Raw genomic sequence first — 24,889 nt, 5'->3', positions numbered from 1 at the left:
CCACTATGAGCGGATTATTAGAAATTAATGCTTTGTGTTCAGGATATAAACAAAGTCAGGTGATTCACGACCTGGAACTGAAGATCCAGCCGAAGGAAATTGTGGCAATCATGGGCCGTAACGGCATGGGTAAAACCACCCTGTTCAAAACCCTGATTGGTGATATTAAAAATAGCAAAGGTGAAATCAAGCTGGATGGCAAGAATCTGGAAAAACTGGATCCTTACCAGCGCGTAGAAAATGGTGTGGCTTATGTGCCGCAAGGTCGGATGATTTTCTCCACCATGTCCGTACTGGAAAATATCCAGACCGGTTTACCGGCTTCTGCGCACGGCAAAGTACCGGATGACCTGTATGAGCTGTTTCCTGTACTTTGGGATATGCGCAAACGTAAAGGCGGAAACTTATCGGGTGGGCAACAACAGCAATTAGCAATTGCCCGTGCTCTGGCGACCAACCCTAAAGTACTGCTGCTAGATGAACCGACGGAAGGGATTCAGCCCTCTATCATCAAGGACATTGCCAGAACTCTGAAAGAAATTCGGGATCAGCGTGATCTAACCATTGTGGTTTCTGAGCAGGTACTGAGTTTCACCATGGCGATGGCAGATCGCTTCCTGGTGATCGACAAAGGTCGCTTTGCCTACGAAGATGTCCGTGAAAATGTCGATGAGACCACCATCAGTAAATACCTGTCTGTTTAGTCTTCCTGGTTTAATTTGGCTGTAATTTTTCTCTACATCCCCCGATTCGTCGGGGGATTTTTAATTTCTATTTCACTTAATTAATCGGCAGCTGATTTTAATATTTTATTTGATTATTCACATTTAAAAATTCTTTTCAGTCTACGCCTCCATATACGCAATTCAACGTATTTTGCTGTAACGCATTTCACGCGACACTTGAATCATAAAGTTGAATCGATAAAAGAGTTGGAGAAATTTGAATGCGTCACGGTGATATCTCAAGCAGCCCAGATACAGTAGGTGTAGCAGTTGTAAACTACAAAATTCCTCGTTTGCATACCAAAGCGGAAGTGCTTAAGAACGCAAAAAAAATTGCTGAAATGTTGAAAGGAATCAAACAGGGTATTCCGGGTATGGACCTGATTGTTTTTCCCGAATACAGCACCATGGGCATTATGTACGACCATGACGAGATGATGGCAACCGCTGCCACCATTCCAGGCGATGAAACCGCGATTTTCTCGCAAGCCTGTATTGAAGCCAACGTCTGGGGCGTGTTCTCGATTACCGGTGAACAACATGAGGAACATCCAAACAAGGTGCCTTATAACACTTTGATCCTGATTAATAACAAGGGCGAAATCGTTCAGAAATACCGCAAGATTATCCCATGGTGCCCGATTGAAGGCTGGTGCCCAGGTGACACTACTTATGTGACTGAAGGACCAAAGGGTATCAAGATGTCACTGATCATCTGTGATGACGGTAACTATCCAGAAATCTGGCGTGACTGTGCCATGAAAGGCGCTGAACTGGTGGTGCGTTGCCAAGGCTATATGTACCCGGCTGCAGATCAGCAGATCAACATGGCGAAATGCATGGCATGGGCAAATAACGTTTATGTTGCTGTTGCCAACTGTACCGGTTTCGACGGCGTTTACACCTATTTCGGTCACTCTGCGGTAGTCGGCTTCGACGGCCGTACCTTGGGTGAATGTGGTACGGAAGAAAACGGCATCCAATACGCGCAATTGTCACTGCATGAAATTCGTGATGCACGTAAATACGACCAGTCACAAAACCATTTATTTAAATTACTGCACCGCGGCTATACCGGTGTCTATAACAATGGTGACGGCGATAAAGGCGTTGCGGACTGTCCATTCGACTTCTACAAGACCTGGGTTCTGGATGCTCAAAAAGCGCAAGAGAACGTGGAAAAAATTACCCGTTCTACCATCGGTGTCGCAGAATGCCCAATCGGCAATCTGCCACATGAAGGCTTGGAAAAAGAAGCATCTTAGGTTTGGTCTGAGAGGAGGTATTCGATATGACATTTGCCAGCGACCGCATCAGTGCCAATCAGGAAACTCTGGCCAAACAGCGCTATGAGATGCAGAGCAAAGAACGTATTGCGCGTACCTCTCGCTTTAGCTTTGATCCTGAAAAAGTCATGCAGCATGTCCGTGGTCATATCATTGGGCAGCGTGCCGCACTGGATGAAATTGAAAACATGCTCTTAACCGTCAAGGCAGATTTTAATGCTCCTACCCGGCCACTGGCAGTCACCTTGATGCTAGGACCGACGGGTGTGGGGAAAACCGAAACGGTTCGGCTGATTGCTGAGGCGATCCATGGCAAGCCAGATGCATTCTGCCGGATCGACATGAACACACTGGCACAGGAACATTATGCTGCAGCACTGACAGGTGCCCCTCCAGGCTATGTCGGCTCTAAAGAAGGCAATACCCTGTTTGATGAAGCCCATATTCAGGGCAGTTTTTCCAAGCCAGGTATTGTGCTGTTTGATGAAATTGAAAAAGCCAGTACCGAAGTCATTCGGGGTCTGCTCAACGTTCTGGAAACCGGAACCTTAAAGCTGACCGCGGGTACTAAAGTATTGGATTTCAAAAACTGCATGATCTTTATGACCAGTAACGTCGGCGCCAAAGATGCTCAGGCACGCTTAAGACAGCTGGCCAAGCTTCCAAAGCCTATTCAGAAACTGGCCCGACTGGCCAAACTGGATGACAGCCAGATTACCGAACGCGCCTTGTACAAGAAATTTGATCCTGAATTTTTGAATCGTATTGAACGCATTCTGAATTATGAAGCGGTAGAAGCTGATTTCGCGCCAACACTGGTCAGTCTGGAAATCGAGAAACTGAATCAGCGACTCTGTAAGCAGAGCCGCACGGTTGAACTTACACCCGCTGCCACCCAGTTTCTGTCTACCGGACACGATGTTCGCTTCGGTGCACGAGGCTTGAGTCGCCGCTTTCGGATTTTGGTTGAGCCACAACTCGCCAGATTTTTTATTCAGAATCCAGAAGCCGGTCAAATCATCATTGATTATGACGGCAAAACGATCCAGGTTCAGTCAGTTCCTGTTGAAAGCGTGATCGAAGATCCGCTGTTCATCATGGATGACACGGGCAATAACATCAAAAACTAGCTTTATTCGACCTCAACATAGGGGGATAAACCATGCAACATATTAAAATTAAACCGGGGGTTCCGCTGGCAGAACAGGCGGAAATTGGACATAACCGCTGGCATCCGGATTTGCCATTTCTGACTTCGGTAAAACCGGGTGAAGAAATCCTGATTGAAAGTCTGGATTTCCTGGATGCGCAGATTAAAGATACCGATGACATTTCTGATGTCAAAAATGTCGACCTGACCCGTGCCCATCCATTAACCGGACCTTTCTATGTAGAAGGTGCTGAGCCAGGTGACTTGCTGGTAATCGACCTGCTCGACATTCAGCCAATTTCAGATGTCGGTTTCTCTGGCGTATTTGCCAAGGAAAATGGCGGTGGCTTCCTGGCTGACTATTTCCCTGAAGCTGACAAAGCTATCTGAGACTTAAAAGGCTTATTTGCGACTTCACGTCATATTCCGGGCGTGCGTATTGCTGGCTTAAAACACCCTGGCTTGATGGGAACTTTGCCATCGCATGATTTGCTAAAGGAATGGAATCGCCGTGAAGCTTTACTGGTTCCTAAAGGTCAGGCTAATCCGCCTGATCCGCGTACTGCTGTTCTGCGTGGCGTAACAGGTGCTGAATTCGACCGTATGGCAGCAGAAGCTGCGCGCACTGTTCCACCACGTGAACATGGCGGAAATACGGACATTAAAGACCTGGCAGCCGGTAGCCGTATTTACTTCCCTGTTTATCAGAAAGGTGCTGGCTTCTCGATGGGCGATCTGCACTTCTCTCAAGGAGATGGTGAAATCGGTTTCTGTGGCGCGATCGAAATGGATGGTGTTACCCGTGTGGGCTTCGATCTGATCAAGGGCGGTATGGAAAAATACAATATCGATTCTCCAATCTTTGTGCCAAGTAATGTCCGTCCGGCTTATGACCAGTGGCTGACCTTTGAAGGCATCAGCGTTGAAGATGGCGTAAACCACTATCTGGATGCCACTGTGGCCTATCGTCAGGCGTGTTTAAAAGCGATTAAATACCTTGAGAATTTTGGTTTTACCGGCTCACAGGCGTATATGTTACTGACTGCGGCACCAGTTGAAGGCCGTATCGGCGGTATCGTGGATATTCCAAACTGTGCATGTACCGTATCTCTGCCAACTTCAATTTTCGAACAGAACATCCTGCCTCAAGGTGCGCTGAACGATGACAAATTCTGGGGGCATAAACGCTAGTTTTACAGTTTATTGTTGTTTTAGCTTCACAACGGGTAGTCATCCAACCTAAAGCCTTCGGCTACCCGTCTTTTTAATTTGAGCCCTTTGTGCTATAGGAGTACAGAAATGCCGTTATATGATTTCCGCTGTGAGCATTGCGAGGGAATTTTTGAACAACGTGTTCCAATTGCCCGTATCTCAACCGATACGATTGAATGTAATTATTGCAAACAGCAGACTTTAGCTAAACCGATGATCACCGCTCATCAAAAAATCAATATGAAAAGTAAATGGCGCCCCTCTTCTGGCGCAGAACAACTTGCAGGGCCTCTGGTAGAAGGACCCGGTACCAATAAAAATAGCGCACGCAGCTCGGTTTTACATAATTGCCGCGGCGTTAACTGTTCTTTATGCGATGTTTAATCCGCCATTTTAAATATTTAACTAATCAGGACTGGACTGCTCCCAGTATCCTAGACACGAGACAGCCTCATTTTGAAGCTATCTCAAAGGCTTCTGCGCTCATCCCATTGAGCTTGATACGCCCCTGATACTCCATAAAGCTGATTTGTTCATCCTCCCTACCTCAAACTACACCACACAAAATAAAAACCCTATGTAGCTGTTATATATAGGTTTTATTGAAATTTCTATTATGTAATTTAATATATTTTATGTCGATGACTCTTGCCAAGGTTGGCGGTTTTGAAAAATTACATCTAACTTTCAAATACTTATAGATGATGAGGGTAATCTGAAACCAAACTAAAATTTCTCAAACAAGTTCATCACGTCATTTTCCGTCAGTTTCGCTTCTCCCTCATGATCTGTGCTTAGAATAGACTGTGCCAGTTCTGCTTTATTCTGCTGCAAGGCAATAATTTTTTCTTCTATGCTTTTATTGGTAATCAGCTTATACACAAATACCGGCTTGTCCTGTCCAATCCGCCATGCACGATCTGAAGCTTGATCTTCAGCAGCAGGGTTCCACCATGGATCATAGTGAATGACCGTATCTGCGGCAGTTAGATTCAGACCGACCCCTCCTGCTTTCAGACTGATTAAAAATACCGGCACTTGTCCAGACTGAAATGCTGTAATGACTTCATCTCGCTTTTTGGTCTTTCCAGTCAGCTTCACATAGCCAATTTCTGCGTGATAGAGCTGTTGTTCAATCAGTTCCAACATTGAGGTAAACTGAGAGAAAATAAGAATTTTTCGTCCCTCTTCCACCATTGGAACAACCATATCCATCAACTGTTCAAGTTTGGCAGAATACGCCTGCCCGGTTTTAACTGAATCCAGTTTCAGCAAGCTAGGATGACAACAGACCTGACGCAGCTTCAGCAAGGCATCTAAAATTTGGATTTGACTACGCTTAAAGCCTTTTTCTGCCACAATTTTCTGAATATTTGCCTGCATCGTGGCGCGAACAGCCTCATATAGCTTGGATTGCTGCTCATTCATGTCAATATTGACTTCAATCGTGGTTTTTTCTGGCAACTCTTTGGCTACGTCAGTTTTCAAGCGACGTAAAATAAATGGTTTAATGCGGTTGACCAGCTTTTGTCTTAACTGCTGATCACCGCGTTTTTCAATCGGATGACGGTATTTTTTATTAAAAATTTCTTGTGAATATAAGAATCCTGGCATCAGGAAATAAAATAGTGCCCACAGCTCACCCAAATGATTTTCCATCGGGGTACCTGTTAGACACAAACGATGTCGTGCTTTTAATTGCCTTACTACCTGTGCAGCTTTGGCACGCGGATTTTTGATATTCTGCGCCTCATCCAAAATGAGTTGATGATATTCATATTGCTTTAGTTGCTCTTCATCTCTCGCCAGAAGCGGATAGGTGGTTAACACAATATCATAGTGCGGAATCTGCTCAAAATACTGATGGCGATCGGGCCCCTGTAGCAGCAATACCTTGAGCTCAGGGGTAAATTTCTCCGCTTCTTTGAACCAGTTATGCATCAGCGATGTGGGTGCAACAATTAAGGCGGGACTGTCCTGCAAATATCCAGCCTGCTTTTCCATGAGTAAATGGGCTAAAGTTTGTGCTGTTTTCCCCAAGCCCATATCATCTGCCAGAATCCCGCCATGCTGGGTTTCCCTTAAAAACTGCAACCAGCCTAAGCCCTGCTGCTGGTATGGACGCAACTCTCCCTGAAAACCTTGTGGTGTCGGCAGTTGTTGCTGATAGCCTTGTTTGAATTTCTGTACAAATTGCTGCAGGCGATCACTGACCTGCCATGTCATCCCAAGATTATGCTGCAATTCTAATAATTGACTCGCATCATAGCGATCAATACTGCGCTCTTCTTGCTGTAAAATGCTCTGCAGATGCAACAATACCGGCTTAATATCCCTAGCGGATAGAGCCAAATCAGGTTGATCAACTGCAGTTTTCACGGTGAAAATTTGACTGTCATGCAGATGAATAAAAGTCCGCGGATCAAGTAAATCAGGATTTACTCGCACCAAAGCTACGAGCGCATCAAGCAAATTATAAGAATTGCCTGCACTGTCTTGAACCGTCGCCCCGATATTGAACCAGTCCTGCTGACCTTCAGATTCAGTGATAGAAATATTTAAATTTTCAACATATTGCAGATTAAAGGGGCTGTTTTCCAGATGCTCTATCTGCCAGCCCATCAACTCAATTTGATTGATGGGCATCAGCTGTTTGATCCAATCTCCATAGAAAGCAAAAACCATAGAATCAAGACGTTGTTTATTCAGTTTTAATTGATGGTCATAACTAAGATCTTTCACCCACTTCAGTGATTCGACCAATAGCTGTAAACGTTGGATTGACTGTTGTTCCTGAACTAAGTCCCGAAGCTGTCGTACCATTTTGTCATGCTGCTCACCAATAAAACTGTCGCCTGATGTACCTGCTTTTATTCTTCCGCCTGCATAGGAGAATTCAATTTCAGCACAAACAGACTCTTCCCATTTCCAATCAAATTTATCTAAAACACCGAAGCGTAAAATTGGCTGGGGACTACCCTCAAGGACATCAATATGCTGAATAGACTCGGGCTGAGGCAGATTTTTCACGTCTGAATATTGATGAGTCAGTTTCTCAAACTCTGGCAAGAGCATAGATGGAAGATCAGGCATCTGTAAAAAATGGTACAGAAGATTTGCCGAATATTCACCATATAACTGGCCCACCGTGTTCTGTTGAATATCCACATAACATGGTGGATGACTCGCGAGAATCTGAATATGTGGATTTGATTTCAAATCGAGTCGAATATCACCATTGACCAATTCAATGTTTAAATGCTCTGTCTGTTTGTTTACACCTTGTTGCCAGATCAGTTCGATGTGATAGCCTTGTTCTGACCATTGAAGTGCAGTATGGCTCTTTTTTTGCCAGTACACATCGCCACTTTGAATAAAAGATTTGAAATGCTCCAATAAAATTCCGGAGATATCAAGATTGCTTTGATAAAATCGTTCGTCACTGTTTATTTTGGCATAATAATAAATCTGGTTAAATAATTGTCGTTTTTGTTCAGGTAAAGTCAGATGCTTTCTGGTGATATTTTCATATTGGGTATAATAACTTTCCCCCGCAATTGAGCCGTTTTTATTGCGTCTGGCCTTCTGAACATCAACTGTCAATTTCTTTAAGCTGACAGACTGATCTAGCAGGTAAATTAAATAATTGTTTGTTTTGACAGATTGCTCTGGTTCAGTCTGTTGTAAATACCGTTTAAAATCATTCAACCAGCGCTGTGCCTGATCATCCCCCCGTAGGCGTTTTGCGATTCCCTGCGGGGATTGAGAGTCAGCATAACGCTGCTGAAATTCTTGGCGATATTCCTGAAAGAATAACCGCGCTAAAGCAGCAGCATGTTTACAGTTATATCCAACCGGACAAGTGCAGTCGTCATCGATTAAACGGTCTTTTTTAAGATTATAGGTAATCGCGGTATCGTAATAATCTGTCCCTTCAATTTGAGCATACATCGTGACATCTTCATTTTCCTCAAAGAACTCAATTGTTTCCCTATCAATGTGTTTAGCATAGCTCAGACTGCGCTGAAGAGTTGCAGTACTAAAGCGAGATAGAAAATTGATCAATGAGGACATAATTACCAGAAACCAAAAATGTTTATACAATTATAACGGACAAAGCTGTCATTTCAGAACAGTATTGCTCGCCAATGTATTAAAAGGAAATAAATCCATGCTCAAAAACTTAATGTTTACTACAATGGATGGGGTGAATATTGGCTTTGGGGTACATTGGTCTCCTCAACCGCAATCACAGGTCGGCCATTAATCGCCTTTGAATACAGTGCAGAAGCGATCAGTAAAGGTTTAGAACTTTCCTGCACATCAAATGGATATCATGGGTGAGGCATTGGATATTCCTCGACAAGCTCTTGTGAAACTTGGTACTCAGGAAGCGGAACTTTGTGTCCAAGAAGTCGATGAAATTATTGGCTCGATTTGTAAGGTTGCAATCCGATTCAGCAATATCGCTCATGACCTATTACCTGGACAAATTCAAGCAGAGACTCCAACTGATCCAAAATAGGATTGAGCATAATATTCATTTATTGCACTAAATAGCTTTCACAAAGCTCCTATGAAGGGCTTATTCTAACCGTTGTTTTATCACGGCATAAGCTACACCAGTCACCACACTTCCAATCGCAATCGCCAATAAATATTTTAATGGATAATTCATCGCATTCGGAATGATCAGTACCATTACACCGCCATGAGGAGTGACTAGTTCACATTTAAATAATGCAACCAAAGCCCCAGTTACAGCACCACCTGCGATCGCGCATGGAAGCACTCGAATCGGGTCTTTGGCAGCAAACGGAATAGCCCCTTCCGAGATGAAACATAGGCCCAGAACTACAGCAGCCTTCCCTGCATCTTGCTCAGGTTTGGCAAATTTATGCTTTGCCAGAAAAGTTGCAATTGCCATACCCAACGGTGGTACCATACCCGCAGCCATGGTAATCGCCATCGGTCCGTATGTTTGTGACGTAAGTAAGCCCACCGTAAAGGCATAAGCCGCTTTATTTATTGGCCCCCCAACATCAATACACATCATACTCCCAAGGATAACCCCCATGATCATGGCATTGGTCGTCCCCATATTGGCAAGGAAGTGTGTGAGTAATTCAAACAATTGTGCAACAGGCTGTCCAACCACATAAATCATGATTAAACCAACAGCTAAACTGGCCAATAGTGGAATAATCAAAATTGGTTTTAATGCTTCTAGGCTACTTGGGAGTTTAAGCTGTTTCGATAAAAATAACGCAATATAACCTGCAATAAAACCTGCAACTAATCCACCGAGAAAGCCTGCCTCTAATTGTGTAGCAAGTAAACCGCCAATCAAACCTGGAGTTAAACCCGGACGATCCGCAATAGAATAAGCAATGTAACCTGCCAGCATAGGTACCATAAGAGTAAATGCTGCAGCACCTATTTGCTTTAAGGATGCGGCAAAGCTTCCTTCAACAGGATTGAGGCCAAACATAAACGAGATGGCAATGATCAAACCGCCCGCCACAACCATCGGCAGCATGAAAGACACCCCTGTTAAAAGGTGTTTATAAATTCCACTTTTTTCTTTGTTTTCATTTTCAGTCTTAGTGGCTGTTTGCTTACCCGTTTCAAGCACTTTGGCTTCAGCAATTGCATTTGCAAAAGTCTTATCCGTTTGCTTAAGGGCAAATCCTGTACTACAGCGATATACACGTTTGCCTACAAAGCGATCTGTATTGACCTCAATATCCGTTGCTAAGATCACGACATCTGCTTTGGCAATACTTTCTACCGATAAAACATTTTTAGCCCCAACCGATCCTTGGGTTTCAACATCAATCTGATACCCGTGCTTTACTGCACCTTGTTGTAAGGCTTCGGCCGCCATAAACGTATGCGCAACACCAGTTGGACATGCTGTAATGGCGACAAACCGTGTAACCCCTTCATTGGCTGCAATAGTTTCATCTAAAGCATCTGAATGCTCAAGAACTTGTTGCAAAAGCATGATCGCATCGTGTTGTGCATTATTCAAACCAATGACTTTCACAACCTTGTCACGCAGTTGATCCGCATCTGCCGACTTCTGTCCAACAAAAACAACCGTATCAATAACATTTGATAAATCGAGATGCTCGACTGATGTCGCCACATCATTGGAAATGCCAAGTGCTGTTGCTGCTTTGGAGAGTTTTTTGGCCAAAATCACTGCATTAATCGGCTGCTCGGGACTATGTGGCACAAATAAAATATGTTTTATCTCTTGCATCGTATTAACTCAATGATTGGACTGAGATTTGCGATTTCAAATCTTCAATAACAGCAAAGTCTGGAAGGGCAAACCCAATTTGGGTCACAGCATTGCTCGCAATTGCGGTTGCTGTTTTCAATGTTTCTTCTGGGGAAGTTGAACTCAACAAGCCATGAATCATACCTGCTAGCAAGGAATCTCCCGCACCCACCGTACTTTGGACGGTGACCTTCGGTGCAGTAGCATGCAGGGGTTGCGTGCGGTGAAGCCAGTTCACCCCGTTTTCACCCATCGAGACCACAATATGTTCGATCTGACTATTTAAACTGGCAAAAAGATGCTGCTGTTCTGCAAACGTTTCTGCTGGCAAATGGTAGGTTTCCGTCAACTCATCTGTATTAGGCTTAATCAACCAAGGATGGGCAGCAATTGCTGCTTTCAACGCAACACCACTGGTATCTACTGCGACTTTTTTACCCGCAGACTGTAACCATAGAATCAGTGTTGAAAGCTCTTCTGCAGAAAAACCTTGTGGCAAACTACCTGCAATCACAATCACATCAACCTCTAAAATCAGTTGAGATAGGCATTCACGTAGTTGTTGTTTTGCTGAGGTATCTACAAAAAAGCCCTTGCCATTGATGTCAGTCATCTGACCAGAAGCTTCTGCAACTTTAATGTTTTGTCGTGTTTCACCTGCAACATAAATAAATTGGTTATCAAATTGCTCTTGCTGGATATGATGGTCAAAAATTTGACGGTTTTCTTGCCCCAAAAAGCCACTCACAATCAGTTCATGTCCCAAATCCTTAAGGACCTGTGCCACGTTTAAGCCTTTACCTGCTGCATGGCTTTGGGCCGTTAACTGACGATTGACCTCGCCAACTTTTAGTTGATCCAATTGCACGGTGAGGTCAATTGCAGGATTCAGAGTAATGCTTAATATCTTAGCCATTCGTAATTACTCCACCAATGCACGTACGGCAGACGCACTGTCACAACTTAAGGCTTGCTGTGCGACCTGTTGGCAATTTATATAGTTCAAACCACGAATTTGCGCCTTCACCAATGGAATACTGGTACTCGACATACTCAACTCATCCACGCCCAAGCCTATCAATACAGGCACAGCTTTTGGATCAGCAGCCAATTCACCACAAATGCCCACCCATTTACCATGCTGATGTGCTGCCCGAACAGTTTGATCAATCAATAGCAAAATACTCGGATGTAAGCCATCAGCTTCAGCAGACAACAGTGGATGACCACGGTCAATCGCCAGAGTATATTGAGTCAAGTCATTGGTTCCAATACTAAAAAAATCAACTTCTTGAGCAAGAATTGGAGCCAACAATGCTGCCGCAGGAACCTCAATCATAATACCGACTTGTAAGTTTTCACATGGATGCTGTATGCGAACCTCATCTAATATTGCTTTTGCTGCTCGCCATTCTTCAACCCGCCCAATCATCGGAAACATAATTCTTAATGGGCGATTATCCGCTGCTTTAAGTAAAGCAACCAATTGCTGACGTAACAACTCTGGCTTACGTAAAGTCAGACGAATACCACGTAAGCCCAAGAATGGATTTTCTTCCTTTTCAATAGGCAAATACGGTAAAGGTTTGTCCCCGCCCACATCAAGTGTACGTACCACCAATGGACGACCCGCTAAAGCATCTAACACCACCCGATAATCAGCTTCCTGTGTAGCCTCATCAGGCGCACTGCTGTGTGACATAAAGACCAATTCTGTGCGTAGCAAACCAATTGCTTCTGCCCCATCGGCCACAGCCTGTATCGTAGCGCCTACTTTGCCAATATTGGCTGCGATTTCAACTTGATGTTGATCCAGTGTGATGGCAGGCTCTAAACAATGCTGTTCCGCTTGTTTTCGCAACTCACGCTGGCGTTGGCGCTCTGCAATGGCATGATCAATCTGACTTTGCTCGGGTGAGACCACATACTCACCAGTATCCCCATTAATTAGCACTGTGGCATGGTTCTCAATATTTAAAACAGCTACACCCGCACCTACGACTGCTGGAATAGCCAGAGCACGTGCCACAATGGCACTATGGGCACTCGCTCCACCAACCTCGGTCAAAATGCCTGCAACACGATCTTTATTCAGACGCGCGACATCACTCGGACCAACATCATGCATAATTAAAATATAAGGTTGCTCGGGTTCTGTGACATCGGCCACACCACACAAAGCAGCCAAAACACGCTCACCAATATCCCTTAAATCAGCCGCACGCTCTGCCAGTAAACGATCGCTAAGTGCAGCCTGTGCGGTAGCAGCCACTTCAATATGATCATGCCAAGCTGCAGCAGCAGACAACCCTTGCTTTAAACCGCGTTGTACACTTTGGAGGAGGTCTGGATCATCCAGCATTTCCAAATGTGCCATGAATATCTGCTTAATGGCAGTAGATTCAGTATGTGTAATGAATTGACGTAAGCTATTTTTCACCTGATGAAGCGCAATTTCAAGCTTTTCATTCTCAGCTTTAAAACTCTGTCCGCGACGTTCATAACTGAATTCACGTGGCTTCACCACATGAGCAGGACCAAAAGCAAGGCCAGTTGATGCCGCAATACCGCAGCTACCCGTATCGCCATGTGATTCAAAAGGCATTAATTCCAAAGTATTTACGACTGGGTCACTACTGCTGTGCTGATGAGATACAAGATCAACAGGTTCAACATCTTCTCCTAAGCCCTGTTGAACTGCATCAATAATCTGTTCTAAGCCTGCTACAGCATCGGTATCAGGTTGTGCAATAAAAGTCAGAGTTTGACCACGACGGCATCCCATGGCTAATAATTTGGTTAAACTTTTTGCCGAAACGTATGCCCCATCATCTACAGCAATGAGAATATCCCCTGCAAATTTCTTGGTCATATTGACCAAGTATGTCGCAGGACGCGCATGTAGACCATGAGCATTAGCTAAGACAATACGACGAGATGGCCAATCAGGAATCAGTTCAGCACCAATTAACTGCGCCAACTGGTGACTATCTTGCTCTTGGTTGAGGGTAAGAACTTGTTCAGTATCAAACAAAATATCCATTAACCGTTGAAACCGTTGCATATCCAGTTGCTCATTACTGGCAATACACACCAAAGTCTTGAGCATTTCCTGCTGATGGCTTAAAACCTGTTCCGCTTTTACCAAACTTACAGCTGGGCTCAAAACATGCTGGTTAGAAGTGATCGACCAGACCCCCTCCCCTAAATGAATCATGCTGTTTAGGTTTAAACCCGACAGAAAACCACACTCCACCATTTTTTGCTTTTTCAGCAGCTGTGTTGCCTGCCAAATTAAATCTTCTACATCAAGTGCGGGAACTTGGGTGGCGATTAAATTTTCATGCAATGCCAAAGATGCGGGTTGGGCTTGTAATAATGCAATAATTTGCTCTGCGGATTGAGCCTGTTTCACTTGATCAGCGACATCATTAATTAAAGCCCGCGTCAAAATTTGTAAGACTTGCAAATGCTCATCTGATTTCGCAGCAATCACTACTGCTAAATAAATTTTATTTTCACCGTCCCAAACAACTCCTTCAGGAAAGTGCGCCAGACGAATACCAGTTTTTAAAATACATTGGCGAGACTGAACCGTACCGGGTTTGTGGGAGACTTTTATTTAACTGATGTTACGTAGTAAGTGCATTTTGAGCATCTTCGCTACTACATGTTGTAGTTTATCTACTTCAGTGACCAAATCTTTCAGGTTTCGCGCAAAACGGTCCTGGACTGGGCATCTGGCTGTGTGCCAGGCGGCTGGAACAGGGAAAATTCCACTGGGCTAAAGTTCACCAGGGTGAAAACGTAGCTCTCAGTCCAGAACAGTTACAGGCACTAATTCAGGGTTTGCCCTGGCAGCGCATTGGACGACAGCAAGTGGTAACAATGCTCTAAACTAGGCTGCTACATTCTGCTATTCTCCAAACGTTCTATTTCCTCTGCGTCATGACCTCAGGCATACTGCGGTCATGAAAATGCTGCCTGATTTAAGCCAACTGACCCATGAACAACTGCTGGAATTTACCCGGCAGTTGGCGATGCAGCATCAGTCTCTGGCACAATCAAATCAAGAATTAGAAAAATCAAACCAGCAATTGGATGCCAAAGTTCAGCATCTTTCTATTCTCACTCAAAAATACGAGCATGAACTGGCGCTGTTTAAAAAGCATAAATTCGGCAGTAAAAACGAACATCTCACCGCAAAACAAATCCATCTATGGGACGAAGCGGTTGAAGAAGATATCGCAGTCGTTGATCTAGAATTAGAACGATTAAATGCAGATAAAACCGATGCAGCGACACAGAAAGCCACAGTCAACAAACCTAAACGTCGACTGCTGCCAGATCATCTACACACCATCCGTATTGAGCATGAACCTGCATCAACCCAATGCAGTTGTGGCTGCCAGTTACGTCGTATCGGCGAAGATATCAGTGAAAAACTGCATTTCAGACCGGTACAGTTCTACAAGGAACAGCATGTCCGTGGCAAATGGGTCTGTGATCAGTGCGACACTCTGACTCAGCAAGCGATGCCTGCCTATGTGATTGATAAAGGCATTGCTTCACCTGAATTGCTCAGCCATGTGCTGGTATCGAAGTATGCCGATCATTTGCCGCTGTACCGTCAGCGCCTGATCTATCAGCGGGCGGGCATTGATCTGTCCAGATCCACTTTATCTCTTACGAAGCAATGCTTCTCAGATTGGTCGCTGCGGTGTGGAACTGGAACCTCTGGCCAATACCTTAAAACAGGTGGTGCTGCAACAGCGGGTGATCCATGCCGATGAAACGCCGGTCACCATTATGCGGATGGGTGAGAATGAGAAAAAACCGAAGAAAGGTTATGTCTGGGCCTATGCCACCACACAGTACAATCCAGTTCAAGCGGTGATCTATGACTTTCAGGATAGCCGTTCAGGTCAGCATGCAGAAGAGTTCCTGAATGGCTGGCAGGGCCATCTGGTCTGTGATGATTACAGTGGTTATAAAGCACGCTTTAAATCAGGCAAGGTCATTGAGGTGGGCTGCATGGCACATGCACGTCGTAAATTCCATGAACTGTATGTGACCGGGAAAAGTCAGATCGCTGAACAGGCATTAGTGCTGATTCAGAAACTGTATGCCATAGAAGCAGAACTCAGGAAAAAGATGGATGGTACAGCAGAACATCGCCGCGAATACCGGCAACAGCATAGCCAACCGGTGATGCAACAACTGTATGAATGGCTCAACCAACATTATCTGGCGGTGCCATCGAGCTCTCCAACTGCCAAGGCGATCAATTACAGCCTAAAACGTTGGCAGGCACTCTGCCGCTATCTGGATGATGGCAATTTGCCTATAGATATGAGCAGCATTGCTGCGCAAGGGATTGAAAATCAGATGCGCCCCTGGGCGTTGGGACGTAAGAACTGGCTGTTTGCTGGCTCGCTGCGCAGCGGCCAACGAGCTGCGCAGCGGCCAACGAGCTGCCAATATCATGACTTTAATCCAGTCAGCAAAGCTGAATGGACTGGATCCGTATGCCTATTTAAGTGATGTGCTGAAAAGGCTGCCGACGCATAAAGTGACCCAAATAGAAGAATTACTGCCACACCGCTGGAAATCCGACCAAAATTAAAAAATAGGCATGGGATTCAGCGGACGCTTACAGTAAGCCAAATGATTTTTAACCAAAACTATCTTGAATATTAAAAAAATTAGTTAAGTCATGAATTAATTAATAATTTATAAGTTTATGAAATTATTATTATTTTAATATGTAGAGCATGCAAATATCCTTCTTAAGAACTCTCAGAATCATTAATTTATACAACTAAGGTCTAGAATTTAAATTTTATATTGACTTGGTTTAGATTAAATTATATACATTAATAATGATACGAAACGTATCATTATACGAAGAATATAAGAATGGGATGTATAAAAAATGGTAGGACTAATTGGAATAGTCTTGTCCCTAATACTGCTGATGTATCTGGCATATAAAGGATTTAGCGTAATTGTTCTGGCTCCACTGCTTGCACTGTTTGCTGTTGCTTGGAGTGGATTGAGTAATGAATTACTTGGATTTTATTCTCAAATTTTTATGACCGGCTTAGGCGGGTACATAATTAAATATTTCCCACTTTTTTTGCTAGGTGCAATATTTGGGAAGCTAATGGATGACTCTGGCTCTGCACGAACTATTGCCAATTTTTTCGTCGAAAAATTAGGGCATAAAAGAGCTATGCTTTCGATTGTGCTCTCATGTGCAATTTTAACTTATGGTGGTGTATCACTATTTGTTGTTGGTTTTGCAGTTTTCCCGATAGCATCAGCACTATTCAAAAAACTTGGAATTCCGAAAAGATTAATTCCAGCTGCAATTATGTTGGGTGCTTTAACTTTTACAATGACAGCATTACCCGGAACGCCTGCAATTCAAAATGCAATTCCAATGCCGTTTTTTAATACTGATTTATACGCTGCACCTGGCTTAGGAGTTTTATCCTCTATCTTTATTATAATTACAGGAATGTGGTGGTTAAATAAGCGTATTGCCAAAGCAGATTCTCTAAAAGAAGGTTATGGCAATCATGTTGAAATCCATAGCAATGACGGTGCATTGACCACTTCGGGTCCAAGCCTTACCATTGCTTTTGCTCCCATTTTAGTAGTAATAATTACTAACTTGGTTCTTACTAAAATAATCTTACCTTCACTCGATACAGCATATTTAGCAACTGATAAATTCGGTAATGTTTCATTAAACTCAGTTGTAGGGCTTTGGGCAATTATTTGTGCTCTGGTCTTAGCATGTTTAACTATCATTATTTTAAATTGGAAAGCGATCGTAAATATTAAAGACTCAATACAACAAGGGGTCTCATCTTCGTTCTTACCTATTTTTAATACAGCATCAGAAGTTGGTTATGGTTCAGTTATAGCATCATTGGCTGGCTTCATTATTCTACGTGATTTCTTAGTTGGTATTGCACCAGACAATCCTCTTATCTCTGAAGCTATTGTTATTAATGTACTGGCTGGGATTACAGGCTCAGCATCAGGCGGCTTAAGTATTGCTTTAAATACTATGGGGGAAACCTATAAAAATTTAGCAATAGATAATGGTATTTCATTAGAACTTATGCACAGAGTAGCCTCTATGGCATCTGGTGCCTTAGATTCGCTTCCCCATAATGGTGCAGTAATTACCATTATCACATTATGTGGATTAACGCATAAACAATCTTATTACGACATGTTTATTGTCGCTGTTGTAATTCCACTCATTGCTTTAGCAGGGGTAATTACCCTCGGAACTATGTTCGGATCATTCTAGAAAGTTAATTACTTCAATAATTTATGGTGAATTTAAAATGTCTCATTCAATTAACCTTCCACGAATTATGCAAGTCGGGAAAAATGCTAGAAGTCATCTTCCTGAGATTTTGAATAGCTTAGGAGCGAAAAGACCATTAATCATCACTGATAAAATGATGGTTTCACTGGGATATATTGATCAGATTCAAAATTTACTTAAGGCAGAAAACATCGAGAGTGACTATTTTGATGAAACGATTCCTGAGCCGACTTCAGCTTCAATTGAAGCTGGAGTGAATCATGTCAAAACGCACCAATATGATGCCATTATTGCTGTAGGTGGCGGAAGCCCTATCGACAGTGCTAAGGCTATCAGTATTTTAAGTAAGTTTGGGGGAGAGATAAGAGATTATAAATTTCCCAGACAGGTCAACGAGATCGGACTGCCAATTATTGCAATCCCAACTACAGCGGGAACAGGTTCTGAATGTACTCGTTTTACAATCATTACTGATGATAAGACCAGTGAAAAAATGCTTTGTGCTGGGCTTGGATTCTTACCCATTGCAGCAATTATCGACTATGAGTTAACGATGTCTTTACCTGCTAGAACTACGGCAGATACTGGGATTGATGCACTAACACATGCAATTGAAGCATATGTTAGTAAAAAAGCAAGTCCATATAGTGATGCCCAAGCAATTGCAGCGATGAAACTAATCGGACCTAACTTACAAATTGCTTATCATGAGCCGGGTAATGAATCTGCACGTGAAAAGATGATGCTTGGTTCCACATTTGCAGGCATTGCATTTTCAAATGCTTCTGTTGCATTGGTTCATGGGATGAGTCGACCGATCGGTGCTTTTTTCCATGTACCTCATGGCCTATCGAATGCAATGTTACTTCCTATGATTACTGAGTTTTCAATACAAGCTGCACCTGAACGTTATGCGGACTGTGCAAAAGCAATGGGTGTTGCACATATTGATGATTCCCATGAAGTCGCAAATCAAAAGCTAGTACAAGCATTGGCTGAAATTAATAAAGATTTAAAAGTTCCAACTCTGGCTGAGTTCGGGGTGGATAGAAAATATTTTGATGAAGTTGTACAAACAATGGCTGAGCAGGCAATAGCATCTGGCTCTCCATCTAATAACCCAATAACTCCTACAATTGCTGAAATGATTTCGCTCTATAAGCAATTGTGGTAATGCATTTTTCAATTAACTTTAATTATTTTTTATATAAAGAGGACAGATTCACATGGAATTGATCGGACATTTTATTAACGGCGTATTGAATACCAATCATACAAGAACGCAGCCTGTTTACAATCCATCAACAGGTGAACAAAGTAAAGAAGTAGGGCTAGCCGGTAAAGCAACCGTTGAAGAAGCTATTTCTGCTGCCGAAGCTGCTTTTCCTGAATGGCGTAATACTCCTGTCATTAAACGCGCCCGCGTCATGTTTAAATTCAAAGAACTTCTTGAGGACAATGCTGAAAAAATTTGCAAACTTATTGGCGAAGAACACGGAAAAATTGTGCATGATGCTGCCGGTGAATTACAGCGTGGTATTGAAAATGTTGAGTATGCTTGCAGTGCCCCTGAATTTTTAAAAGGTGAATTCAGTAAAAACGTAGGTCCAAGTATCGATTCATGGAGTGAGTTCCAGCCTTTAGGTGTCGTTGCAGGTATTACTCCATTTAATTTCCCAGTCATGGTTCCACTTTGGATGTTCCCGATGGCAATTGTTTGTGGAAATACTTTTGTTCTTAAACCATCTGAGCGTGATCCATCATCAACTTTGTATATTGCACAATTACTGAAAGAAGCTGGTCTACCTGATGGCGTACTAAATGTTGTAAATGGAGATAAAGAGGCTGTTGATACCTTACTTTTAGATTCTCGAGTACAGGCTATAAGCTTCGTTGGCTCGACACCGATAGCTGAATATATTTATAAGACAGCAACTGCTACTGGGAAAAGATGCCAAGCACTTGGCGGTGCAAAAAACCATGCGATTGTTATGCCTGATGCTGATATTGATAATGTAGTAAGCTCTTTATTAGGTGCTGCTTTTGGTTCATCAGGTGAGCGTTGTATGGCTCTTTCAGTCGCTGTTGCCGTAGGTGATGATGTTGCTGATTTGATGATTTCTAAGCTCTCTGAAGCTATGGCATCGTTAAAATATGGGGCATATTCAGAAAAAGAAAATGATTTCGGTCCTGTGATTACAGCCCAGCATAAAGCTAAAGTTGTGGGTTATATCAACAGTGCAGAAGAGCAAGGTGCAACGATTGTTGTTGATGGTCGAGATGCAGCTCCAGTTGGTTACGAAAAGGGATTCTATGTGGGAGCCACGCTAATCGATCAAGTGACTCCTGAAATGACTAGTTATAAAGAAGAAATTTTCGGTCCTGTACTACAGGTTATACGTGTAAAAACCATGCAAGAAGCTATGAATCTGATTGATGATCATGAATACGGCAATGGTACTTGTATTTATACACGTGATGGGGAAGCAGCTCGTTACTTCAGTGACAATATTAAGGTCGGAATGGTAGGAATTAATATCCCATTGCCAGTCCCTGTGGCTTATCATAGTTTTGGTGGCTGGAAGCGCTCATTATTTGGTGATTTAAATGCTTATGGTCCAGATGGTGCACGTTTTTACACCCGTCGTAAAACGATTACACAACGTTGGCCAACCGCTAATGTTCGTGAGGGTGCTCAATTCTCAATGCCAACGCTGAACTAATGTTTTTATGCTGAACAAAAAGCAAGTCATCATGACTTGCTTTTTTAATCAATATTAATCAATTTACTTAAATCGTTCGCAGCCTGACGTAGTACCGATTCAAAACTTAATAAATCATCAAGAGATTTTCGTATCGTTGGGGCATGGACATATAAGCATGCAATGATTGTATCTCCCTTGTGGATGGGAACAGAGCATGCGACCATTCCTGAAATAAACTCTTCATTATCAGTTCCAAGTTTATTTAAGAAAATATGATTCAAATTTTCTTCAAGCATCACAGGATCAGTAATAGTATTTTTAGTAAGCTGTGTAATAGGAAGGTGTTCTATTATATTTTTTCTTCGACTTTCCGGTTGAAAACTTAAAAAAAGTTTTCCACTAGATGTACACCATAATGGTACGGTAGATCCAATAGGTAAGTACACTTGTAATGGCCAATTTGCTTGTACTCGATCTGTATAAAGCATTTGATTATTATTAAGGATGGCAATTCCACAAGTTTCATTAGTTTGATCTGATAGTTTTTGCAGAATTGCTAGTCTTTCTATTTTTTTAGGTTCTTGCTCCCAAGCGCTCATTAGCAACTTGTAAGTCCTATCACCTACAATATAACCACCGTAAATATCTAATTTAATGAATTTTTCTTGCTCCAAAGTTTGAAGTAAACGATGGATACTTGGTTTTGGAATATCTAGCTCAATAGAAAGGTCCAAAGGTGTAGGAGGATGCTTTGCAGTTGAGATAGCCTCAATAATATCTAAAACTCTGGTAATTGATGAGCCTTTCTTATTCATATTGAACCGTACCGGGTTTGTCGGAGAGTTTTTTATTTAAGTTAGGCCACCTGACCTAACGGGTTAATCTTATCATAGTACATTGCTTCAAAATCAAAAAGTGATACATAACCTAGTGCACTATGGAGAAGGTGCAGAATTTTTACAGCATTTATTAATTATGGGTGGATCTCCACAAAGTGCAAGGCCAAAAGCACTCGTCTATCGTGATCCTGTCACCAATGAATTCTCAACAGTTAGCTCACATCAACATGAAGCCTGGCTGATCAAATTTCCCGCTCAGCAAGAGCATCCTGAAGTTTGTGCAATTGAAGCTGTTTATGCAGAATGTTTACGTCATTGTCATATTGATACCCCTGACACTCAATATTTTACTCTTCTGAATGGATTAACCGCATTTACATCAAAGAGATTTGACCGCCACGATGGCATGCGTATCCCTATGCAAAGTTTAGCGGCCTTCACCGGAGCTAATTTTAAATCACTAGGGAGTTTAGACTACAGTAACTTTCTTCGCGCTACATACTTTTGCACCAATAATGTTCGCGAAAAAGCAATTGCATTCAAGCGAGCTGTTTTCAATGTAGTCTTCAATAATCGAGATGATCATTGCAAAAACTTTTCATTTCTGATGTCCCAAAATGTGCAATGGAAACTCTCCCCTGCCTATGATGTTACTTTCTGTGAAGGGGTAGGTGGATATCATCAAATGGATATCATGGGTGAGGCACTGGATATTCCTCGACAAGCTCTTGTAAAACTTGGTACTCAGGAAGCGGAACTTTCTGCCCAAGAAGTCGATGAAATTATTAGTTCGATTTGTAAGGTTGCAATCCGATTCAGCAATATCGCTCATGATCTATTACCTAGACAAATTCAAGCAGAGACTCTCCAAATGATCCAAAATAGGATTGAGCATAATATTCATTTATTGAATTGAATATAAAACATTTTCATGAGGATTAATAATCATTATATTAAATCATATACTGTTGTTATTTCTCATGAAAATCAGTATTAAAACATAGGTGACTTTTATAGACAAAAATTTCCAATATGAAGTGACCAAAATACCCTTAAATGATCTAAATTGCTAAAAATTTTGCCCCACTAAAAACTAATCACATTCAATTAAATCATATACTTACAATTAACATCATTTAATGGTATAAATCTCGGTGACCTTGCCAAGGTTGGGGATCGGGAGTTCGAGTCTCCTTTCCCGCTCCAAATTCAAAAAGCCCTCATCGAAAGATGGGGGCTTTTTTATGCTCAAATATTCTAAACCGTAAAAAAGGTGTATTACAACGGGTAATACACCTTTTCTAAAAAATTACACAATAAATATTAGTATGTTACCCGCACATAATCACGGTATTCAGGCTTCCAGAAATTCTCTTCAATGGCATGCTGTAAAACTTCAACACTAACATTCGGTGCCACACCATCCGCAATGGCAGCTAGTGCAACCTTCAATGCAATTGTCTTCGAAATGTCTTGCAGATGATCCAGACTTGGCAATAGATCTGCTTCAGGATCTTGCAATTTTGGTGAACAATCTGCCAAAGCCGTACTCGAAGCCATCAACATATTTTCAGTCACACGTTTCGCACCTGAAGCAATCACCCCTAACCCAATCCCTGGGAAAATATACGAATTATTGCACTGTGAAATATGATGAATTTTCCCCTGATAATTCACTGGCGCAAATGGGCTACCTGTTGCAATAAGTGCTTTGCCTTTGGTCCATTGCAAAATATCCGCCGGTACAGCTTCTACACGGGAAGTCGGGTTGGAAAGTGGCAATACAATTGGATGTTCGCAGTTGGCTGCCAAGGTTTCAATCACTTCTTGGCTAAATAATCCAGGTTGCCCCGAAACGCCAATCAGTACCGTAGGTTTGGCATTTTTCACCACATCCAACAGTGAAATCATAGATTCGGCATCAGCCCAATGTGCAACATTGTCTGTAGATTGGGCAAGTTTACGTTGGAAATCTAAAAGATTCGGCTGATTTTCAGTAATTAAACCAAAGCGGTCGACCATAAACACACGTGCACGTGCTTGTGCATCGGTTAAACCCTCAGCCACCATTTGCTTGATGATTTGCTCTGCAATACCACAACCCGCAGACCCAGCACCCAAGAAAGTGACCACTTGATCTTTAAGTTGTTTGCCCGCAGCACGTGATGCTGCAATTAAACTTCCGACAGATACCGCTGCTGTCCCTTGAATATCATCATTAAAACAGCAGATTTTATCGCGGTATTTTTCCAATAAAGGCATTGCATTTTTTTGTGCGAAGTCCTCAAATTGAATTAATGCTTTCGGCCAACGCTGCTGAATGGCTTTAATCACCTTTTCAACAAAGTCGTAGTATTCTTCGCCACTAATACGAGGCTGACTCCATCCCATATATATCGGGTCATTCAATAACTGCTGGTTGTTTGTCCCCACATCGAGGGTAATCGGCAACGTATAAGCGGGACTAATGCCACCACATGCGGTATACAACGACAATTTACCAATGGGAATCCCCATACCGCCAATCCCTTGGTCACCTAAACCAAGAATTCGTTCACCATCTGTAATCACGATCACTTTCACATTCTTTTTATTTACGTTATGAATAATCTGATCGATATGATCACGGTCAGGATAGGAAATAAAAATCCCGCGATGACGACGATAAATATCCGAGAAACGCTGACATGCCTCACCTACCGTTGGGGTATAGATGATCGGCATCATTTCACTGAGGTGATTTTCAATTAAATGATAAAACAGCGTTTCATTGGTATCTTGAATATTGCGCAGATAAATGTGCTTATTGATGTCACTATTAAAAGCACAATATTGCTGATAAGAACGCTGACTTTGTTCTTCAATGGACTCTGTTACATGAGGAATTAAACCGTGTAGATTAAAGCTCTTACGTTCATCTTCAGTGAATGCAGAACCTTTATTTAAAAGTGGGAGTTCTAAAAGTGTGTTCCCTGCATAAGGAATATATAAAGGACGTTTGGTATTTACATTTTGACTGGGCATTATTTAACTCATTTAATTAATCTTTCTCGCTGAATGTCTTCAGCACAAGATTTAACGGTTCTGAATCTCTTTGTTTTGTATAGCCTATCCTGATTTGGGCTCTTTGGGGCATTTAGTAAATTGATAATACTTTAAGCAAGATTTTATAATCTGATAAGACCAAGGCAATTCATACCAATTTCAAACACATTTATTTTAATCTTTTGATTCAAATGACGCAGAATGACTACGACTTTTAGCGAATATCGTTCAATATTATTTTTATAAATAAAATATAAAATCAAAAACTTACTAGATATTAATACAAA

The 24,889-nt window shown here is 42.3% G+C and carries 14 protein-coding genes and 4 pseudogenes; 12 read left to right on the top strand and 6 right to left on the bottom strand.

Annotated features, from left to right (window positions below; translation table 11 throughout):
* Nucleotides 1-5: 5 nt before the first annotated feature.
* The 5 genes and pseudogenes from urtE to FTV09_RS01250 all read left to right on the top strand — a co-directional run bounded on the left by urtE (nucleotide 6) and on the right by FTV09_RS01250 (nucleotide 4,757).
* A complete protein-coding gene (gene urtE, locus FTV09_RS01270) occupies nucleotides 6-704 on the top strand; it encodes an urea ABC transporter ATP-binding subunit UrtE (protein ID WP_004777703.1) in 699 nt (232 codons plus the stop codon).
* Between the two features lie 242 nt (nucleotides 705-946).
* A complete protein-coding gene (locus FTV09_RS01265; RefSeq protein WP_004777704.1) occupies nucleotides 947-1,990 on the top strand; it encodes an aliphatic amidase in 1,044 nt (347 codons plus the stop codon).
* A 26-nt stretch (nucleotides 1,991-2,016) separates the two neighbouring features.
* Nucleotides 2,017-3,141 carry an AAA family ATPase gene (locus FTV09_RS01260; protein WP_004777705.1) on the top strand — a complete coding sequence of 375 codons (1,125 nt, stop codon included), beginning with the start codon at nucleotides 2,017-2,019 and terminating at the stop codon, nucleotides 3,139-3,141.
* Nucleotides 3,142-3,173: 32 nt separating this feature from the next.
* Nucleotides 3,174-4,352: pseudogene (gene fmdA / locus FTV09_RS01255) on the top strand (formamidase).
* A 108-nt stretch (nucleotides 4,353-4,460) separates the two neighbouring features.
* On the top strand, nucleotides 4,461-4,757 hold the full coding sequence (locus FTV09_RS01250; RefSeq protein ID WP_115736227.1) for an FmdB family zinc ribbon protein: 297 nt from the start codon (nucleotides 4,461-4,463) through the stop codon (nucleotides 4,755-4,757).
* A gap of 342 nt (nucleotides 4,758-5,099) precedes the next feature.
* Here FTV09_RS01250 and FTV09_RS01245 read toward each other — a convergent pair whose 3' ends face one another.
* A complete protein-coding gene (locus FTV09_RS01245; protein ID WP_180056356.1) occupies nucleotides 5,100-8,447 on the bottom strand; it encodes a DEAD/DEAH box helicase in 3,348 nt (1,115 codons plus the stop codon).
* Between the two features lie 247 nt (nucleotides 8,448-8,694).
* On the opposite strand from FTV09_RS01245, the pseudogene FTV09_RS01240 reads away from it, so the two are divergent.
* Nucleotides 8,695-8,929: pseudogene (locus tag FTV09_RS01240) on the top strand (hypothetical protein); the annotation flags it as partial.
* A gap of 29 nt (nucleotides 8,930-8,958) precedes the next feature.
* Here the strand turns inward: FTV09_RS01240 and FTV09_RS01235 are convergent.
* Genes FTV09_RS01235 through ptsP form a run of 3 tightly spaced genes read right to left on the bottom strand, consistent with a single transcriptional unit; the run spans nucleotide 8,959 to nucleotide 14,218 of the window.
* Complete coding sequence (locus tag FTV09_RS01235; protein ID WP_180056355.1) at nucleotides 8,959-10,641, bottom strand: fructose-specific PTS transporter subunit EIIC; 1,683 nt, start codon at nucleotides 10,639-10,641, stop codon at nucleotides 8,959-8,961.
* 4 nt (nucleotides 10,642-10,645) lie between these two features.
* Nucleotides 10,646-11,578 carry a 1-phosphofructokinase gene (gene pfkB / locus FTV09_RS01230; protein ID WP_180056354.1) on the bottom strand — a complete coding sequence of 311 codons (933 nt, stop codon included), beginning with the start codon at nucleotides 11,576-11,578 and terminating at the stop codon, nucleotides 10,646-10,648.
* A gap of 6 nt (nucleotides 11,579-11,584) precedes the next feature.
* Nucleotides 11,585-14,218 (bottom strand): phosphoenolpyruvate--protein phosphotransferase, encoded by a 2,634-nt coding sequence (gene ptsP, locus FTV09_RS01225; RefSeq protein WP_373687676.1) that lies wholly within the window; start codon nucleotides 14,216-14,218, stop codon nucleotides 11,585-11,587.
* 176 nt (nucleotides 14,219-14,394) lie between these two features.
* Between ptsP and tnpB the strand changes: the two genes are divergently transcribed.
* The 5 genes and pseudogenes from tnpB (at nucleotide 14,395) to FTV09_RS01200 (ending at nucleotide 20,736) form a co-directional block, all read left to right on the top strand.
* Nucleotides 14,395-14,559, top strand: coding sequence for an IS66 family insertion sequence element accessory protein TnpB (gene tnpB, locus FTV09_RS18275; RefSeq protein ID WP_180056359.1), 165 nt, complete (start codon nucleotides 14,395-14,397; stop codon nucleotides 14,557-14,559).
* A 74-nt stretch (nucleotides 14,560-14,633) separates the two neighbouring features.
* Nucleotides 14,634-16,288 (top strand): annotated as a pseudogene (locus tag FTV09_RS01215) (IS66 family transposase).
* 309 nt (nucleotides 16,289-16,597) lie between these two features.
* Nucleotides 16,598-17,992, top strand: a complete 1,395-nt coding sequence (locus tag FTV09_RS01210) for a GntP family permease (RefSeq protein WP_005400066.1) — start codon at nucleotides 16,598-16,600, stop codon at nucleotides 17,990-17,992.
* Between the two features lie 37 nt (nucleotides 17,993-18,029).
* A complete protein-coding gene (locus FTV09_RS01205) occupies nucleotides 18,030-19,187 on the top strand; it encodes an iron-containing alcohol dehydrogenase (protein WP_005400065.1) in 1,158 nt (385 codons plus the stop codon).
* 52 nt (nucleotides 19,188-19,239) lie between these two features.
* A complete protein-coding gene (locus tag FTV09_RS01200) occupies nucleotides 19,240-20,736 on the top strand; it encodes a CoA-acylating methylmalonate-semialdehyde dehydrogenase (protein WP_005400064.1) in 1,497 nt (498 codons plus the stop codon).
* A 44-nt stretch (nucleotides 20,737-20,780) separates the two neighbouring features.
* On the opposite strand, the gene FTV09_RS01195 is transcribed toward FTV09_RS01200, so the two are convergent.
* Nucleotides 20,781-21,533, bottom strand: a complete 753-nt coding sequence (locus FTV09_RS01195; protein WP_100534458.1) for an IclR family transcriptional regulator — start codon at nucleotides 21,531-21,533, stop codon at nucleotides 20,781-20,783.
* Between the two features lie 124 nt (nucleotides 21,534-21,657).
* Between FTV09_RS01195 and FTV09_RS01190 the strand changes: the two are divergent.
* A pseudogene (locus FTV09_RS01190) lies at nucleotides 21,658-22,473 on the top strand (type II toxin-antitoxin system HipA family toxin); the annotation flags it as partial.
* A 407-nt stretch (nucleotides 22,474-22,880) separates the two neighbouring features.
* Here FTV09_RS01190 and FTV09_RS01185 read toward each other — a convergent pair.
* Nucleotides 22,881-24,581: an NAD-dependent malic enzyme gene (locus FTV09_RS01185; protein WP_180056353.1), complete on the bottom strand. Its 1,701-nt coding sequence runs from the start codon at nucleotides 24,579-24,581 to the stop codon at nucleotides 22,881-22,883.
* Between the last annotated feature and the right edge of the window lie 308 nt (nucleotides 24,582-24,889).

The organism is Acinetobacter sp. YH12227 (assembly GCF_013417785.1).
GTDB lineage: Bacteria > Pseudomonadota > Gammaproteobacteria > Pseudomonadales > Moraxellaceae > Acinetobacter > Acinetobacter gandensis.
Note: the sequence above shows the minus strand (reverse complement) of the source record. Positions and strands in the feature narration are given on the sequence as shown.